This window comes from Pseudogemmobacter sp. W21_MBD1_M6 (assembly GCF_052119585.1).
Taxonomy (GTDB): domain Bacteria; phylum Pseudomonadota; class Alphaproteobacteria; order Rhodobacterales; family Rhodobacteraceae; genus JBGQOJ01.
The window spans coordinates 1-15675 of sequence record NZ_JBGQOJ010000024.1; the positions used below are offsets into that span (position 1 = coordinate 1).

General features: G+C 59.0%; 13 protein-coding genes and 2 tRNA genes. 6 read left to right on the forward strand and 9 right to left on the reverse strand.

Annotated elements, in window-relative coordinates; genetic code table 11:
• Positions 1 to 197 precede the first annotated feature (197 nt).
• Positions 198 to 1751, reverse strand: a complete 1554-nt coding sequence (gene istA, locus ACEN2R_RS17185) for an IS21 family transposase (protein WP_442043915.1) — start codon at positions 1749 to 1751, stop codon at positions 198 to 200.
• Positions 1752 to 2120: 369 nt separating this feature from the next.
• Between istA and ACEN2R_RS17190 the strand changes: the two genes are divergently transcribed.
• Together ACEN2R_RS17190 and ACEN2R_RS17195 are read left to right on the forward strand one after the other, a co-directional pair.
• Complete coding sequence (locus tag ACEN2R_RS17190; RefSeq protein ID WP_442043916.1) at positions 2121 to 2480, forward strand: hypothetical protein; 360 nt, start codon at positions 2121 to 2123, stop codon at positions 2478 to 2480.
• Positions 2467 to 3033, forward strand: coding sequence for a DUF6680 family protein (locus ACEN2R_RS17195; RefSeq protein WP_442043917.1), 567 nt, complete (start codon positions 2467 to 2469; stop codon positions 3031 to 3033). The genes ACEN2R_RS17190 and ACEN2R_RS17195 overlap by 14 nt, the downstream gene beginning before the upstream one ends.
• Before the next feature lie 351 nt (positions 3034 to 3384).
• Here ACEN2R_RS17195 and ACEN2R_RS17200 read toward each other — a convergent pair whose 3' ends face one another.
• The 3 genes from ACEN2R_RS17200 to ACEN2R_RS17210 all read right to left on the reverse strand — a co-directional run bounded on the left by ACEN2R_RS17200 (position 3385) and on the right by ACEN2R_RS17210 (position 5560).
• Positions 3385 to 4377, reverse strand: a complete 993-nt coding sequence (locus tag ACEN2R_RS17200) for a hypothetical protein (protein WP_442043918.1) — start codon at positions 4375 to 4377, stop codon at positions 3385 to 3387.
• A 141-nt stretch (positions 4378 to 4518) separates the two neighbouring features.
• Positions 4519 to 4992 (reverse strand): hypothetical protein, encoded by a 474-nt coding sequence (locus ACEN2R_RS17205; protein ID WP_442043919.1) that lies wholly within the window; start codon positions 4990 to 4992, stop codon positions 4519 to 4521.
• 79 nt (positions 4993 to 5071) lie between these two features.
• Positions 5072 to 5560 (reverse strand): helix-turn-helix domain-containing protein, encoded by a 489-nt coding sequence (locus ACEN2R_RS17210; RefSeq protein WP_442043920.1) that lies wholly within the window; start codon positions 5558 to 5560, stop codon positions 5072 to 5074.
• A 43-nt stretch (positions 5561 to 5603) separates the two neighbouring features.
• On the opposite strand from ACEN2R_RS17210, the gene ACEN2R_RS17215 reads away from it, so the two are divergent.
• Entirely contained in the window at positions 5604 to 5831 is a 228-nt protein-coding gene (locus ACEN2R_RS17215; protein WP_442043921.1) for a hypothetical protein, read from the forward strand.
• Between the two features lie 201 nt (positions 5832 to 6032).
• Entirely contained in the window at positions 6033 to 6302 is a 270-nt protein-coding gene (locus ACEN2R_RS17220; RefSeq protein ID WP_442043922.1) for a hypothetical protein, read from the forward strand.
• Positions 6303 to 6379: 77 nt separating this feature from the next.
• Here the strand turns inward: ACEN2R_RS17220 and ACEN2R_RS17225 are convergent.
• From ACEN2R_RS17225 to ACEN2R_RS17240, 4 genes are all read right to left on the reverse strand, one after another.
• A tRNA-Gly gene (locus ACEN2R_RS17225) sits at positions 6380 to 6454 on the reverse strand.
• Between the two features lie 136 nt (positions 6455 to 6590).
• A tRNA-Gly gene (locus ACEN2R_RS17230) sits at positions 6591 to 6665 on the reverse strand.
• 163 nt (positions 6666 to 6828) lie between these two features.
• Complete coding sequence (locus ACEN2R_RS17235; protein WP_442043923.1) at positions 6829 to 10269, reverse strand: pyruvate carboxylase; 3441 nt, start codon at positions 10267 to 10269, stop codon at positions 6829 to 6831.
• 115 nt (positions 10270 to 10384) lie between these two features.
• Positions 10385 to 11515 (reverse strand): alpha-hydroxy acid oxidase, encoded by a 1131-nt coding sequence (locus ACEN2R_RS17240; RefSeq protein ID WP_442043924.1) that lies wholly within the window; start codon positions 11513 to 11515, stop codon positions 10385 to 10387.
• A 102-nt stretch (positions 11516 to 11617) separates the two neighbouring features.
• On the opposite strand from ACEN2R_RS17240, the gene ACEN2R_RS17245 reads away from it, so the two are divergent.
• Positions 11618 to 13999, forward strand: a complete 2382-nt coding sequence (locus ACEN2R_RS17245) for an ATP-dependent helicase (RefSeq protein ID WP_442043925.1) — start codon at positions 11618 to 11620, stop codon at positions 13997 to 13999.
• A 53-nt stretch (positions 14000 to 14052) separates the two neighbouring features.
• On the opposite strand, the gene ACEN2R_RS17250 is transcribed toward ACEN2R_RS17245, so the two are convergent.
• Positions 14053 to 14664, reverse strand: a complete 612-nt coding sequence (locus ACEN2R_RS17250; protein ID WP_442043926.1) for a LysE family translocator — start codon at positions 14662 to 14664, stop codon at positions 14053 to 14055.
• A 72-nt stretch (positions 14665 to 14736) separates the two neighbouring features.
• Here ACEN2R_RS17250 and ACEN2R_RS17255 point away from each other — a divergent pair, with 72 nt between their 5' ends.
• Positions 14737 to 15189, forward strand: coding sequence for an Lrp/AsnC family transcriptional regulator (locus ACEN2R_RS17255; RefSeq protein ID WP_442043927.1), 453 nt, complete (start codon positions 14737 to 14739; stop codon positions 15187 to 15189).
• Positions 15190 to 15675 lie beyond the last annotated feature (486 nt).

Genomic DNA, 15675 nt, shown 5'->3' on the forward strand with positions numbered 1-15675 from the left:
GCCTGTTGGCAAATCGCTTGTCGGCGCGATGTGCAACTTCGCGATCAAGCATCATGCCTAGCCATTCGTTGCGATCAAGCGCCTCTGCAGGGTCCTGTTCGGCAAGGGCGCGCCAGGCGGCGGCCATGCCGTTCAGGCCAAGACTGGCCATTTGATCAAGGGTGGGATGTGTCAGCATCGTTTTATCCTTTCTGCTGTTACTGGTAGTAGGCGGCGCCACGAATGTTGTCGTGACGTGGGGTGGGCATGACCGTGGCCGGTTCCATGGCGGCTTTGTCGAGGCCTGTGACCAGGATCGATTTTACCGAGACATAGCTGACAGTGTTGTGGGTCAGCGCCCGGTCGCAGGCGGCCTCCAGCCTTTCGCGGCCAAATCTGCGCTCAAGGCTCAGAACCTCCAGGGATGATCGGTAGCCTTGTTCAGGGTGAGGTCGATCTCGCATCAGGCGCTCGACAAGGACAGCGACGTGGTAGCCCACGCGGCCCGCGCGCATGATCAGGTATTGCGGGGTCATGCCGCCATGCCGCTGATGCGCCTTAGGCATGTGTTCCTTCACGGTCGAATGGCCGCCCCGCGTGCCACGGCGCGTATGGACAGCGACGCGCTCGTGATTGTGGAATATCTCGATCATGCGGTGCGTCAGCCGGATATCGACCTTCTTGCCAATCAGGCGATGAGGCACGGAATAGAAACTGTGCAGCACATCGACATGGTAATCGGCATGCACCTTGGCCTGTTTCCATTCGGCATATTCAAACGGCTCCGGGGGCAGATCGCGCAGGGCGGGGCGTTCGATATCTTCGAATAACTCCCGCCGTGACCGGCCAATCCGCCGCATCGGGCGGTCGTTCAGCTCGGCCAGCAACTCTGCAACGGCGATGTTGAGCGCCTCGACCGAGAAGAACTGCATGTTGCGCAGCCGGGCCAGTATCCAGCGCTCGACAATCAGCACGGCGCCTTCGACCTTGCCTTTATCTCTTGGCTTGCGCGGCCGCGTGGGCAGCACGGTCGTATCATAATGCGCCGCCATATCGGCGAAGGTCTTGGTAATCGCGGGTTCAAACCAGAGTGGCTTGACCACTGCCGCTTTCAGATTGTCGCAGACAATCGCCTTTGGCACACCCCGAAAGAACTTCAGCGCGCGGACTTGCGCCTCGATCCAGTCAGGCAGCGTCTGGGTCAGGCTGGCCCAGGCGAAGGTATAGCTGGATGCGCCTAGCACAGCGACGAAGATCTGTGCTTGCCGCACAGCGCCTGTGGCCGGATCGGTGACCGGGATCGTGTGGCCGGCATAATCGGTCTGCATCACCGCGCCTGCTTCATGCCGGTTGCGGAAACTCGGGCTGGTGCGGCTCTCGAAAGCCCGGAATTGTTCGCAAAACCACGTATACCCATAGCCATCAGGATGCGTCGCCCGATATTCCTGCCACAACAGCACCAAAGTCACGCCCTTGCGCTTCAGTTCCGTCGCAACCTTGGCCCAGTCGGGTTCATGAATATCCTGTGGTGGACGGCCCATCCGCTGGAAAAGGGCACGCTCAAGTGTGGCATCATCGTCGCGCCCAGCCAGCAGGGGCCAGCAGTTCAGCCCGGCCTCTCGCGCCCGTAAAAGGTAGGTCGCCACCGTCGTCTTGCTCAGTTTGAGCCGAAGCCCGATCTCTCGCACCGAGAGACCCTGTTCATGCGTCAGCCGTAAAATCGTTCGTATGTCTTGCACGGTCATTCGCCTCGCTTGCTTGCGTCGTGGCATGCTTCCCTCCGGTCTCTTCCAAGACCGACAGAGTGCCGCGACATCGCTGGCAATGACCAACCGTCAAACCGCCCGGAACTGTCCGGGACTTACTGAAATCGCTGTCCGGGACTTACCGAAACCCGCATGCAGGGCTCGCAAAATTTGGGCCGTTCCCCGACAGCGGTCTTTCGTGTGGCGTGCAGCGAATGTCCGGATCGAGCCCAACTTCGACTTATTCTGCGCGAAGCAGGAATGTCAGCTTTTGCGAGGGTGATCAAAACGACCAAAAAGGGCTAATCCGCTTAATGTCTTTCAATCCCAACAATGCCATCATATGTTTTCGCCAATTGCCAGTAGATACTTAGTGGGTGAATGTGAGGTCTAAGAATGAGCGAAGTTGAGGGAATTTACACTGCATACTTGACCGGTGCGGCAGGACAAGGAATGACAATGTTCGTATTCAGAGACGGAAAAATTGCAGGAGCTGATATTGCAGGGCTGACTTTCTCAGGGAATTACGAGGTTAAAGATTCGCAACTAATAGGTGAAGTAAGCTTTCGGATGCCCGCAGGATCGCAGTCAATAACAGGAGCTTCGTTTGAACAAGGTTCCGGCAACATCATGGTTCCTCTTTCACTTCCCGAGAAAATTGACCCCAACGAAACTTATCTCTTTGTTACTCCGATTGGCCCATTAAACGCCAAGTTCGTGAAAAACGTCTCGTTTGGAGAAAATGTTGCAGACTGAAACTTGGTATGTATTGGCAACTCTCGCGGCAATAGCTCTTGGTCCAATCATTGCCGTGCTTGTGACGCGATTACTTGACGGCACCCGTGAAAAGCGGCGGCGTAGGTTAGATGTATTCCGCAACCTAATGCAGACGCGTGGTGTCCGGCTTGACCCTGTTCACGTTGCTGCGCTCAATGTTGTTGAGATTGAATTCTACAAGGATGGGAAAGTCCGCCAAGCATTTCAGTCGTACATTCAACATCTCAGCTCGCCAATGCCAGAAGTGAAGGAACAAGACAGATTTTTCGAACAACGCTCTGACTTATTTATGAATTTGCTTTTCGAAGTGGGGTCTTCTGTTGGTTTAGCCTTCGATAAACGCGACTTGGAACGCCTCAGCTATGTCCCGCAAGGATGGGATAGTGACCAAACCACGCAACGTAAAAATGCCGAGATGCTCGGTCAACTCTTGTCTGGAAAAATAGCAATACCCATTACCCATTCCATTGGGACTCAAAGCCCATACCCTGAACCACCAAGAATTGAGCCGCCCAGAAAACCAGAGCAATAGATAATGCCGATGGTGCGTAAGACTTAGTTGTTTCACCCCCATTGGATACTATCCAATATTGCTGCGGATTCGATTCACAATTCAAGCGTGATGTCCGTAAGCAGACATCGGCACAGGCGCGGTGAACGGCAAGAAAGTCCGCATATCAGCCCATCGCACAGTATTGTGCCACTGTCTGTTTTGGCCAACATAGTCGTTCCGCACGATGACCGCGTCGGGCTGCCTTCCATCATGTAACGCTTGCACTCGGGATACCTGTCTCCTGACATCCCGCCTGCATTCACACGGGTATGATACGCGATGGTAGGATATCCGAAGTCCTGAACCCACCCGAGATGCTGGTGTTACCCATCAATACGAAGGGCTCACAAAGCTGATGGTTTCCACGCGCTTGTTCTGGCCAAACTCGATCAGGATCGACCATGCATCGACAGCATCGGGAGTATCGGAACAGACCTGCGTATAGAACCCGTCCGAGGTGGCATCATACCCGCTGGGAACCCGCCCCAGAATGCGGATCACTTCGCCACGGGTCAAGCCGACCTTGAGGCCCGAGGGTGTGCGCCAATCTGGCGAAGTGGCGGACATACCATACACCCGGTCCTGAAAAATATCGATGGACGCGCCAACAAGGAACATCCTGTCGATCAATTCACCGCTGCCGAAGGGGTCTGTGACCGTTTCCGGCGATCCCAGCTTGCCGAGCGTGTCCAATGGATCACCCATGCTGACGTCGTTCAGGTTGAACTCTGTCGCGGGCAGACAGTCCTCGACGGTTTCATAGAGGTGGCTTTCCATCAGAAGCGAGGGGACCGTCGGTTGAACCAGATCGGATATCCATGTAAGGGAATCCGGGTCCCAGGTCTGACCGGCAGCCAGCTTGGCGTCATGTATACCGTCTCCAAAACCGTCGCTCACCGTTTCCGGGGTGCATTCAAGATTGGCAACCACGGCACCGTTCTCGGACACCTCGATCCAGCCGAAGCGCCTGATGGGTTGCTGCATCTCCTCAACGGAAAACGGTCGATCAAAACCGCCGCCCACGTCATAGGCATATGCACCGTTGTAGAATGTGACGCTTTCACTGATCGCGGTCCCCACGCCGGACCATGGTTCGAAATCCACCCGTTCAATGGTTTCCGAAAGGAACAGGTCCGGTGCGCCGCCAATGGGTCCATAGCTGTAAGTCGTGACCCGGTTGTCAAAGCATATAAATACCTCGGTGCCCCGACCCTCGATCTGGCAGGAGGTGAATACTTCTTGATCCAGCGGGCAATCCGCTGCCGCATTGGTGGCCAAGAGAGCCACAAAACAAAACAGGCCGATACCCAGATTATTCCCCAACGACCCATCCCTTTTGTTCAAGTTTTTTCGATCTCCCATCCATGGTGATCAGCTTCGACATCAAAGTCCACCGCAGCGTTGATCGCGGTGCCGGTGACGAGGGTCAGAGCCGTGATTGGATGATCCGCTGCGGCAATGCGTCTATGGGTTCGCAGGAGCAGCGATCAATCCCAAGTTCCGTGCCGCCTGCACCATTGCCTCGACCGCATCCATCGTAGGGCTGGTGGCACAAACGCTGGAGGCTTCTGCATAGAAATCGGTGTGCAGCCTTGGCGCGGTGGCGGTTGTTGAATGGAAAAACGGCTTGGCCGGATCGAACCCGGCCAGATCGTTGTCCTCGATGACCTTTCGCATCAGGATAACGAATGGCAAAACGTCGTCCTGAGGCAGACCCAGATCGATTCCAACGGAACCTGTTTGGCCCCCTCGGGCCAGTGCTGCATCGTGATATGATACGATCACTTCCTCATGTGCCTGACCAAGGTCTTCGCAGGTCAATCCCACAAGTTCATCGACGGTGTAGTGCCGGACATCGGAGGATTGCGTCCAAGCATATAAGGACAGGGCCATTGCCGAAGCGCCGATGAACAGACCGATGATGGCGAGTTTCTTCATGCGGAACGATGTTCTTTCAATTGGCTGTCTGTCAAAGGTCCCACCGGAGATGAGCCGCTTCCGGTCTGCACTCGGCTGTTCAATCCGTAAACATCAGTTCGACAAACGCGGTGTGGCGGTCGGGTGTGAACCTTTCCTTCGGCTTGTTTAGGATGTGATCGATCTCACGCCGATATGTTTCGGCCACGACCCCTGCGATTTTCTCGGGGGATGGGCGCGTTGCCATCTTGGCCACCACGGTTTCCACCGCGATCACCGTCTGCCGAAGCCATTCCATGTCGATGGTTGAGGGCTGCATCACAACCACCCCTTCGAGCAGCGACGAGGCGGACACCTGGTAAAGCTGGGCCAGCCGAAACAACCGCGTTGTGGTGACAGCCGACAAACCAGCTTCCATGCGGCTGAACGATGCGCCCGAGATGCCAAGGAAACCGGCAGCATCTTCCTGGGACATGCGAGCCCACTCACGGGCTTCTCGTAGGGTTTGATGGATGCGCATGATGTTACGACCGCGATGAGGATGTGTGATTTTTGCATAAAACGTAAGACCATAAAACCCCTCGATCATGTATCTTCTTGCATTAATCTTACGAAATACGTAAATCGTAAATATGAATCTGCATGCGTTCCTGAAACAGAACCATCTTTCCATCTCGCAGTTCGCCACCGAGGTGAAGTCCACGGCGGGCACGATCAGCCGTGTGGCCGATGGTCTGGTGGTGCCACGACGGGCGCTGATGCTGCGCATCTATGCTGCCACGGGTGGGCGAGTGAGCCCCAATGATCTGGTGCGGATCGGTGCAGAGATTGACGATGCAAAGGGAGGGACCGATGACTGATGAACCCGACCAGCCATCGCCAGTGGCATCCATCCTCGTCATCGCTGGGCTCTTTGCCTTCGGTTTCTTCGGTTATAAGGCGCTGTTCCCGTCCGATCTGGCAAAAGTGCGCTCATGCATTTCGTCGATGATGGAAGCGTCCCGTGGTGATGGCCTATATGGTGAATTCCGTGCTTCCCTTTCCGTGATCCCGACAAGCCGATGGACAACTACCGCAAGGCGCTCAAGACGGCTGTCGAAAAATCGGGGGTTCAGCGATATGGACAACCGATCAGGTTCACCCCGAAATTCGGTCGCAAGGCGTTCACCTCCTACCAGTGGGTGCGCGGCACACCGTTGGAACTGATCCGGAAGATGGTCGGGCACTCCCCGAACTCGCGTGTGACCGAGAAAAACTACCTGTTCATTCCGGCGGATTCGGTGCGGGGCGCGGTGCTGGACCTCGATGTTCTGACAGCGGATGCGAAATGAATTTGGCAACAAATGGCAACAACAGAAAGGCCGCCCGAAGGCGGCCTTGTCTAAGTGTCTGTTAACACTGACCAAACTGGAGCGGGCGAAGAGATTCGAACTCTCGACCCTAACCTTGGCAAGGTTATGCTCTACCCCTGAGCTACGCCCGCGTCCGTGTAAGATTGATGTATTAAGTCCCGAGGGCGGCTGCAAGGGGAAAATTTCGGTTTTGCGTCAAAGGCATGGCGGGATTTTCGGACATAAAAAAACCGGCCTGACAACTGTCATGGCCGGTGTTTTTATACATGGAGCGGGCGAAGAGATTCGAACTCTCGACCCTAACCTTGGCAAGGTTATGCTCTACCCCTGAGCTACGCCCGCATCCTTGTGAGGAGTGATATATAAAGTCCCGCGCGCGGCTGCAAGGGGAAAAACGCATCGGGCAAGGGATTTTTTGGCGTGAATTTCGGGCCGGGTCGGGGGGGGGCTGGCCCCCGGTGCGCATGTGCGGACGGGCGGGGGCCAGAGGCTGCGTCAAGTGCGCCTAGTCCATCTCGATCAAAAGGTCTTTTGCGTCGATCTGCGCACCGGGCTGGACGTGCACCGCCTTTAGGGTGCCGTCGCGTTCGGCGTGGATGCCGGTTTCCATCTTCATCGCTTCGATGGTCAGCAACAGGTCGCCCTGCTTGACCGTCTTGCCGGCAACCGCCGCCACGCTGGCCACCACGCCGGGCATCGGCGCACCGATGTGGTTCGGGTTGCCCAGTTCCGCCTTGGGGCGCTTGGCGGTGGTCGCCTTGATCTTGCGGTTCGGCACGCGGATCACACGGGGTTGGCCGTTCAGTTCGAAGAACACCTTGGCCTCGCCGTCAGCGTTGGTTTCCCCTACCGCCTGAAGCCGGATTTCCAGCGTTTTGCCGGGGTCGATTTCCGCCTCGATCTGGTCGCCCGGTTCCATACCGTAAAAGAACGTCTGTGTCGGCAGGGCGCGCACGGGGCCATAAAGCCGATGACGGCCCATGTAATCCAGGAACACCTTGGGATACATCAGGTAGCCGTTCAGGTCCTCGTTATCGACGGTGTATCCGTCCAGCTGTTGCGACAGGTCGGCGCGGGTGGCTTCGATGTCAACGGGCGGCAGGTGTTTGCCGGGCCGGTCGGTGCTGGGTTTTTCGCCTTTCAGGATCTTCTTTTGAATGGCTGCGGGGAACCCGCCCGGAGGCTGGCCCAGACTGCCGCGCATCATGTCGATCACGGATTCGGGAAAGGAGACGTCGGTTGCCGGGTCTTCGACCTGCGCACGGGTCAGGCCCTGACTGACCATCAACAGCGCCATGTCGCCAACCACTTTCGACGAGGGCGTGACCTTGACGATATCGCCGAACATCCGGTTCACATCCGCATAGGTGCGGGCGACCTCGTGCCAGCGCTCCTCCAGCCCCAAAGACCGCGCCTGCGCCTTGAGGTTGGTGAACTGGCCACCGGGCATTTCGTGCAGATAAACCTCGGAGGCGGGGGCGGGGATGCCGGATTCGAACGCGGCATACTGGCCGCGCACGGCTTCCCAATAGTCGCTGATCTGGCGGATCACCAACGGGTCGATGCCGGTGTCGCGGTCCGTGTGGGCCAGGGCCTCGACGATGGAGCCAAGGCAGGGCTGCGAGGTGCCGCCGGAAAACGCATCCATCGCCGCATCGACCGCGTCGACCCCCGCAGCCGAGGCCGCAAGGATGGTCGCAGCCGAGATGCCGCTGGTGTCATGGGTGTGAAAGTGGATCGGCAGGCCGACCTCTTGTTTCAGGGCGGTGATCAGGGCGGTGGCGGCGGCGGGTTTCAACAGGCCCGCCATGTCTTTCAGGCCAAGGATATGGGCGCCTGCGGCCTTCAGGTCTTTGCCCATCTCGACGTAATACTTCAGGTCGTATTTCGCGCGGTCGGGGTTCAGGATATCGCCGGTGTAGCAAATAGAGCCTTCGCAGACCTTGCCGGATTCTATCACCGCATCCATCGCCACGCGCATGTTTTCCACCCAGTTCAGGCTGTCGAACACGCGGAACACATCGACGCCGGTTTCCGCCGCCTGTTTGACAAAGGACTGCACGACGTTGTCGGGGTAGTTGGTGTAGCCGACCCCGTTCGAGGCGCGTAGCAGCATCTGCGTCATCACGTTTGGAATCTTGGCGCGCAGGTCGCGCAGGCGTTGCCATGGGCATTCCTGCAAGAACCGGTAGGCCACGTCGAACGTCGCACCGCCCCAGCATTCTACGCTGAACAGTTGCGGCAGGTTGGCGGCATAGGCCGGCGCCACGCGGATCATGTCGATCGACCGCATCCGCGTTGCCAGCAAAGACTGGTGCCCGTCGCGCATGGTGGTGTCGGTCAGCAACAGCTGTTTTTGCGCCGCCATCCAGTCGGCCACGGCCTGTGGGCCTTTCGCCTCCAGCAGGGTGCGGGTGCCGGCGGCAGGCTCGCCCATTGGTGCCGGTGCGCGCAGCTCGCGGGCTTCGGCGCGGGGCAGGGGGCGGCCTTCGGTCTCGGGGTGGCCGTTCACGCTGATGTCCGCGATATAGGTCAGGATTTTTGTCGCGCGGTCGCGGCGTTTCTTGAACTGGAACAGTTCCGGTGTCTCGTCGATGAACTTTGTGTGGTATTCATAGTTCAGGAAGGTCGGGTGTTTCAGCAGGTTCTCGACGAAGGCGATGTTCGTGCTGACGCCCCTGATCCGGAACTCGCGCAGGGCACGGTCCATGCGGGCAATCGCGGCCTCGGGGGTCGGGGCCCATGCGGTGACCTTTTCCAGCAACGAGTCGTAGAACCGGGTGATGACCGCGCCGGAATAGGCGGTGCCGCCGTCCAGACGAATGCCCATGCCCGTGGCCCCGCGATAGGCGGTGATGCGGCCATAGTCGGGGATGAAGTTGTTCATCGGGTCTTCGGTGGTCACGCGGCACTGGATCGCGTGGCCCGACAGGGTGACATCGTATTGCGACGCCGTACCTGTCGCCTCCATCAGGCTTTTGCCCTCGGCGATCAGGATCTGGGCGCGCACGATGTCGATGCCGGTGACCTCTTCGGTGACGGTGTGTTCCACCTGAACGCGGGGGTTCACCTCGATGAAGTAGAACTCTCCGCTGGCCATATCCATCAGGAACTCGATGGTTCCGGCACATTCATAGCCCACATGTTCGGCGATCTTCTTGCCAAGATTGCAGATGTGCTCTCGCTGGGTGTCCGACAGATAGGGCGCCGGGGCGCGTTCCACGACCTTCTGGTTGCGGCGCTGGACCGAACAGTCCCGCTCGAAAAGGTGGTAGATGTGGCCATGGCTGTCGCCAAGGATCTGGACCTCGACATGCCGCGCCTTTAGGATCATCTTTTCCAGATAGCCCTCGGAGTTGCCAAAGGCGGCTTCTGCCTCACGGCGGCCCTCGCGGATTTTCTCCTCAAGCTCTGATTCCTTGTAGATCGGGCGCATGCCGCGCCCGCCGCCGCCCCATGACGCCTTCAGCATCAGGGGATAGCCGACCTCTGCCGCCTGTTTCTTGATCAGATCCATGTCGTCGCCAAGAACCGGCGTCGCGGGAATGACCGGCACGCCCGCCTCGACGGCCACGCCCCGGGCGCTGGCCTTGTCGCCCAACTGGCGCATGGTTTCGGCCTTTGGGCCGATAAAGGCGATGCCGGCATCGGTGCAGGCATCCACAAAATCTGGATTTTCCGACAACAGGCCATAGCCCGGATGGATCGCATCGGCGCCGGCCATCCTGGCCACGCGGATGATTTCGGGAATGGACAGGTAGGCGGCAACGGGTCCAAGGCCCTCGCCGATGCGGTAGGCCTCGTCCGACTTGAACCGGTGAAGCGACATCTTGTCCTCTTCGGCGTAGACGGCAACGGTCTTTTTCCCAAGCTCGTTCGCCGCACGCATGATGCGGATCGCGATTTCGCCACGGTTCGCGATTAGAATTTTCTTGAAGTCGGCCACGTCAAAACATCCCCATTTTGCAGTTGCAGCAATTTGTAGGAACAAAAAGCCGAACCGTAAACAGTTAGTTCAGGTTTCTGTTACATTTGCGTTAGCGCTAACGCCGGGGTTTGCCCTATAAAAGCCGGTCTTTCAGGTCCGACAGCCGCCGTGCCCCGATCTGCCCCATGTTCGACACCATGTCGGCGCGCAATATATCCACGACATGCCCCGCACCTTTTGCGCCCGCAGCCCCAAGCCCGTAATGAAACGCCCGCCCGAGCATGACAAAATCAGCCCCGAGGGCAAGGGCGCGCATCACGTCCAGCCCGCCTTCGATCCCGCTGTCGAACAGGACCGGCAGCGCGGTGGCCGCGCGGATGGCGGGCAGAACGGTGACAGAGGCGGGGGCGCCGTCGAACTGGCGGCCCGCATGGTTCGACACCCAGATCGCATCGGCACCCGCCGTTTCAAGGCGCGGCACATCGGCGGGGTCAAGCACGCCCTTGACCACCAGCTTGCCGTCCCACGCGGCGCGCAGCTCGTCCAGATAGGTCCAGTCGGGCGAGGTGCGCAGCATGTAACCGACATGCTCGTTCGAGGCGGTTGTGCCGGTGTGGGTCGAATACCCTTCCATCAGGCGCAGGCGCGGCATGCCGGTCCTGCGGATGCCCATCAGCCATGCGGGGCATTGCGCGGCCTGCCACATCAGGCGCGGCGTCAGCCTTGGCGGTTGTTTCAACCCGCCGCGCGTTTGCCGTTCCCTGCGGCTGGCGACGGGAACATCGACGGTCAGGACCAGCGTGTGAAATCCGCTGGCCTTGGCGCGGGCCAGCATATCGGCGCGGATCACCGGATCGCGCGGCGGATACAACTGGAACCAGCCCTGATCGCCCGCATGCGGCCCGACGTCCTCTGGCAGCTGCGTGGCAACGGTGGACAGGGTGTAGGGAATGCCCCGTTCTGCCCCCAGCCGCGCCAACATCTGTTCGGCCCCCGGCCAGATCAGCCCCGACATGCCAAGCGGCGCGATCCCGAAAGGCAGCGGATATTTGCGCCCCATCATGGTTGTGCCCAGGTCCGGCGTGAATTCGCCGTGCAACACCGAAGGGCGGAACAGGACGGCGTCCAGCGCGGCCCGATTGCGGCGCGGCGTGGCTTCGGTGCCGGTGGCGCTGTCCAGATATTCCCATACAAAATGCGGGATGCGGCGACGTGCGCGCGCCTTCAGATCGGCGATGGCGGGAAAGGTCTGATCCATGGTCATGGTGAATTTCTACGCGAAACGGCATGCCACGCAAGCAATTCAGGTGGAACAGACTGTGAACACCTCTTTCCCTCCGATCCCGATCCGGCTAGATTGACCGCCATGAGCAGTTTTGACGAGAATGACGCCTTCGATGCGGCGGTAAAGCCCTCCCTGACGCAACGCGCCATGGCCGCGCGGCCCATGCCCTATCTGGACGGGTTGAACCCCGAACAGCGTGCCGCAGTCGAGGCAATGGACGGCCCCGTGCTGATGCTGGCGGGGGCGGGCACCGGCAAGACCAAGGCGCTGACCACCCGTGTCGTGCATCTGATGAACACAGGCCGCGCGCGTCCGAACGAAATTCTTGCGGTGACCTTTACCAACAAGGCCGCGCGCGAGATGAAGAACCGCGTGGCCGCCCTGATGGGCCAAACGGTCGAGGGCATGCCGTGGCTTGGCACCTTCCACTCGATCTGTGTCAAGCTGTTGCGCCGTCACGCCGAACTTGTCGGGCTGAAATCGAACTTTACCATTCTCGACACCGACGACCAGATCCGGCTGATGAAACAGCTGATCACAGCCGCCGGGATCGACGACAAACGCTGGCCCGCGCGGATGCTGGCGGGGATCATCGACAACTGGAAAAACCGCGCATGGACACCCGACAAGGTGCCCGTGGCAGAGGCGGGCGCCTATGACCAAAAGGGCGTCGCCCTCTACACCGCCTATCAGGAACGCCTGAAGTCCCTCAATGCCGCCGATTTCGGTGATCTGCTGTTGCATGTGGTGACGATTTTCCAGACCCGCGACGATATCCTGTCGCAGTATCAGCGCCGGTTCAAATACATCCTCGTGGACGAATATCAGGATACCAACGTCGCGCAATACCTGTGGCTGCGGCTGCTGGCCAGCTGGCACAAGAACATCTGCTGCGTCGGCGACGACGATCAGTCTATCTATGGCTGGCGTGGTGCCGAAGTTGGCAATATCCTGCGGTTCGAAAAGGATTTTCCGGGGGCCCATGTCGTGCGCCTTGAACAGAACTACCGCTCTACCCCGCATATTCTGGCCGCCGCAAGCAGCGTGATCGCGGGCAATGCGGGGCGCTTGGGAAAGACGCTTTGGACTGAGGAACAAGAGGGCGAAAAGCTGCGCCTGATTGGCCATTGGGACGGCGAGGAAGAGGCCCGCTGGATCGGCGAAGAGGCCGAGGCGCTGCAACGTGGCACACGCGGAATGGGTCCGCATTCGCTGGACGATATGGCGATTCTTGTCCGCGCCAGCCACCAGATGCGCGCCTTTGAGGACCGTTTTCTGACCATCGGTCTGCCCTACCGCGTGATCGGCGGGCCGCGATTCTATGAACGCTTGGAAATCCGCGATGCGATGGCCTATTTCCGGCTTGCCGTCAGCCCCGAGGATGATCTGGCATTCGAGCGGATCGTGAACACCCCCAAACGGGGGCTTGGCGATGTCGCACAGAAGAAAATTCAGGCGATGGCGCGCGCAAACGGTGTGTCGCTGGTCGAAGGAGCGCAACTTCTGGTCGAGGCCAAGGGCCTTGGCGGCAAGGGGGGGGCGGAACTGAGCCAGTTGGTCGACGGCCTCGACCGCTGGGCGCGGGACCTGCGCGCGGGCGCGATCAGCCATATCGAACTGGCAGAGACAATCCTGGAGGAGTCGGGCTACACCGGAATGTGGCAGAACGACAAAACACCAGAGGCACCGGGGCGTCTGGAAAACCTGAAGGAACTGGTCAAGGCGCTGGAACAGTTCGAAAACCTGCAAGGCTTTCTGGAACATGTTTCCCTGATCATGGACAACGAGCAAGAGGCCGAAGGCGCAAAGATCAGCGTCATGACCCTGCATGCGGCCAAAGGGCTTGAATTCCCCGTCGTTTTCCTGCCCGGATGGGAGGATGGATTGTTCCCCAGCCAGCGTTCGATGGATGAAAGCGGAGTAAAGGGGCTGGAGGAGGAGCGCAGGCTGGCCTACGTCGGTATCACCCGCGCCGAACAGCTTTGCACGATCTCCTTTGCCGCGAACCGCCGCGTTTATGGTCAATGGCAATCGGCGCTGCCCTCGCGGTTTATCGACGAATTGCCAGAGGACCATGTGGATGTCCTGACCCCCCCCGGCCTTTACGGCGGTGGCTTTGGGGCTGCCGGTATGACAGAGGTCAAAAGCACCCTGCACGAGGCCGCGGCCGAGGCGAATGTCTACAACTCTCCGGGCTGGCGCCGGTTGCAATCGCGCAGTCAGGGCCGCAGTCAGGCGCGGGACATGTCGCAACCCTCCGAGGCGCGCAACATCACCATCGACATGGCGGTCGTCAGCAGCTTCACGCAAGGCGACCGCGTGTTCCATGTGAAGTTCGGCTACGGAACGGTCATGGGGGTCGAGGGCGACAAGCTCGACATCGAATTCGACAAGGCCGGTGCGAAAAAAGTGGTGTCCCGGTTTGTTGTGCCAGCTGACCGCGCCGACGATGTGCCGTTCTAGATCCGTGTCTTTCTTACTTCTCTATATGCCCCGCCGGAGGCAAAAATCTGTTTCTAGCCCTGCGGAAACAAGATCGGATAAAGCGATGCGACCAGCAGAACCGCTGCGGTTACATTGAACGCACGCAGGCGCGCGGGGCTTGTCAGGAACCGGCTCATCTGCTGGCCCAGATAGGCCCAGCATCCGACCGACGGCAGGTTCACGATGCCGAAAATCAGGGCGACACCGACGATATCCATCAAATGATGCGGTGCGGCTGTGTAGACGCTGATGGCCGTCAACGCCATTGTCCATGCCTTCGGATTGACCCACTGGAACGCAGCGGCCTGTAAGAAGCTCAGGGGTTTTCCCTCTGCCCCGGCGTCTTTTACGCGCGGCGGTCCGGCGGTGGCGATCCGGTAGGCAAGATAGACAAGATAGATGACGCTTGCGGTTTTCAAAATGACATGGGCGACGGGATACAGATCGAACACCTGCATCAATCCTGCCCCGACCAGAACGATCATCAGGACAAAACCGAGCCCCACGCCCATCATATGGGGCAGGGTTCTGCGCAAACCGAAGTTGGCGCCGGATGCCATCAACATCAGGTTGTTCGGGCCCGGTGTGATCGAGCTGACAAAGGCGAATGCGGTCAGTGCCGCTATCTGGTTAAACGTAAACATTTTGCAAGGTTATGCGGTTACGAGCGCAATTGAATTGCCAAATGCGCTGAATTCCGTATATTTTCGCAATTAATGAGCAAACTGGATTCAATAAACGAGAATATATTGCACGAGCTGTCCCGAGAGGGTCGGATCAGCAATATCGAATTGGCCGAACGGGTCAATCTGTCCGCCTCCGCCTGCCTGCGCCGCGTGCAGGAACTGGAACGAAGCGGTGTGATCAAAGGCTACCGCGCCGTCATTGATCGGGCAAAAACCGGGTCTGGGTTCACCGCCTATGTGACGGTTGGCCTGTCGGACCACACCAAAAAATCACAGGAAACCTTTGAACGCTGTATTGCGCGATCCGCCGAGGTGCGCGAGTGCCACAATGTGGCTGGCGCCTATGAATATCTGTTGCGGGTCGAGGCTGCGGATCTTGTGGCCTACAAGGTTTTCCACACAGAGGTGCTGGGCACCATTCCCTTCGTCAACGCGATTACGACCTATGTGGTCATGGATTCGCCCAAGGACGACCGCGCCTGACATATCGGGATTTTGAAACAGAAACGGCGATGCGGGGGAGGACCGCATCGCCGCTCTTTGCAACGGCCGTTCTCTGGGAGGAGAAAGAGGACCGTATCTGCACAGGGTCGAAACCCCTTATTTCCGATCGGCGGCGCCAGGGAGGAGAAAGCGCAGCCGGTCTTTACAACGGCCGTTCTCTGGGAGGAGAAAGAAGACCGTATCTGGTGTGGGACCGAAGCCCCGAATTTTGGGATCGGCGGCGCCAGGGAGGAGAAAGCGCCGCCGGTCTTTACAACGGTCGTTCTCTGGGAGGAGAAAGAGGACCGTATCTGGTGTGGGGCCGAAGCCCCGGATTTTAGATCGGCGGCGCCAGGGAGGAGAAAGCGCCGCCGGTCTTTACAACGACCGTTCTCTGGGAGGAGAAAGAAGGCCGTATTCTTTTGAAGCAATTGCTTCGAATAAAAGGGCGACGACATCAGGGAGGAGGCAATGTCGCCGCTAGAT

What these genes read in the sequence shown, in the direction of transcription:
- istA (WP_442043915.1), bottom strand. Translation starts at nt 1,751, where the DNA reads ATGCCACGACGCAAGCAAGCGAGGCGAATGACCGTGCAAGACATACGA.
- ACEN2R_RS17190 (WP_442043916.1), top strand. Translation starts at nt 2,121, where the DNA reads ATGAGCGAAGTTGAGGGAATTTACACTGCATACTTGACCGGTGCGGCA.
- ACEN2R_RS17195 (WP_442043917.1), top strand. Translation starts at nt 2,467, where the DNA reads ATGTTGCAGACTGAAACTTGGTATGTATTGGCAACTCTCGCGGCAATA.
- ACEN2R_RS17205 (WP_442043919.1), bottom strand. Translation starts at nt 4,992, where the DNA reads ATGAAGAAACTCGCCATCATCGGTCTGTTCATCGGCGCTTCGGCAATG.
- ACEN2R_RS17210 (WP_442043920.1), bottom strand. Translation starts at nt 5,560, where the DNA reads ATGATCGAGGGGTTTTATGGTCTTACGTTTTATGCAAAAATCACACAT.
- ACEN2R_RS17215 (WP_442043921.1), top strand. Translation starts at nt 5,604, where the DNA reads ATGAATCTGCATGCGTTCCTGAAACAGAACCATCTTTCCATCTCGCAG.
- ACEN2R_RS17220 (WP_442043922.1), top strand. Translation starts at nt 6,033, where the DNA reads ATGGACAACTACCGCAAGGCGCTCAAGACGGCTGTCGAAAAATCGGGG.
- ACEN2R_RS17240 (WP_442043924.1), bottom strand. Translation starts at nt 11,515, where the DNA reads ATGACCATGGATCAGACCTTTCCCGCCATCGCCGATCTGAAGGCGCGC.
- ACEN2R_RS17245 (WP_442043925.1), top strand. Translation starts at nt 11,618, where the DNA reads ATGAGCAGTTTTGACGAGAATGACGCCTTCGATGCGGCGGTAAAGCCC.
- ACEN2R_RS17250 (WP_442043926.1), bottom strand. Translation starts at nt 14,664, where the DNA reads ATGTTTACGTTTAACCAGATAGCGGCACTGACCGCATTCGCCTTTGTC.
- ACEN2R_RS17255 (WP_442043927.1), top strand. Translation starts at nt 14,737, where the DNA reads ATGAGCAAACTGGATTCAATAAACGAGAATATATTGCACGAGCTGTCC.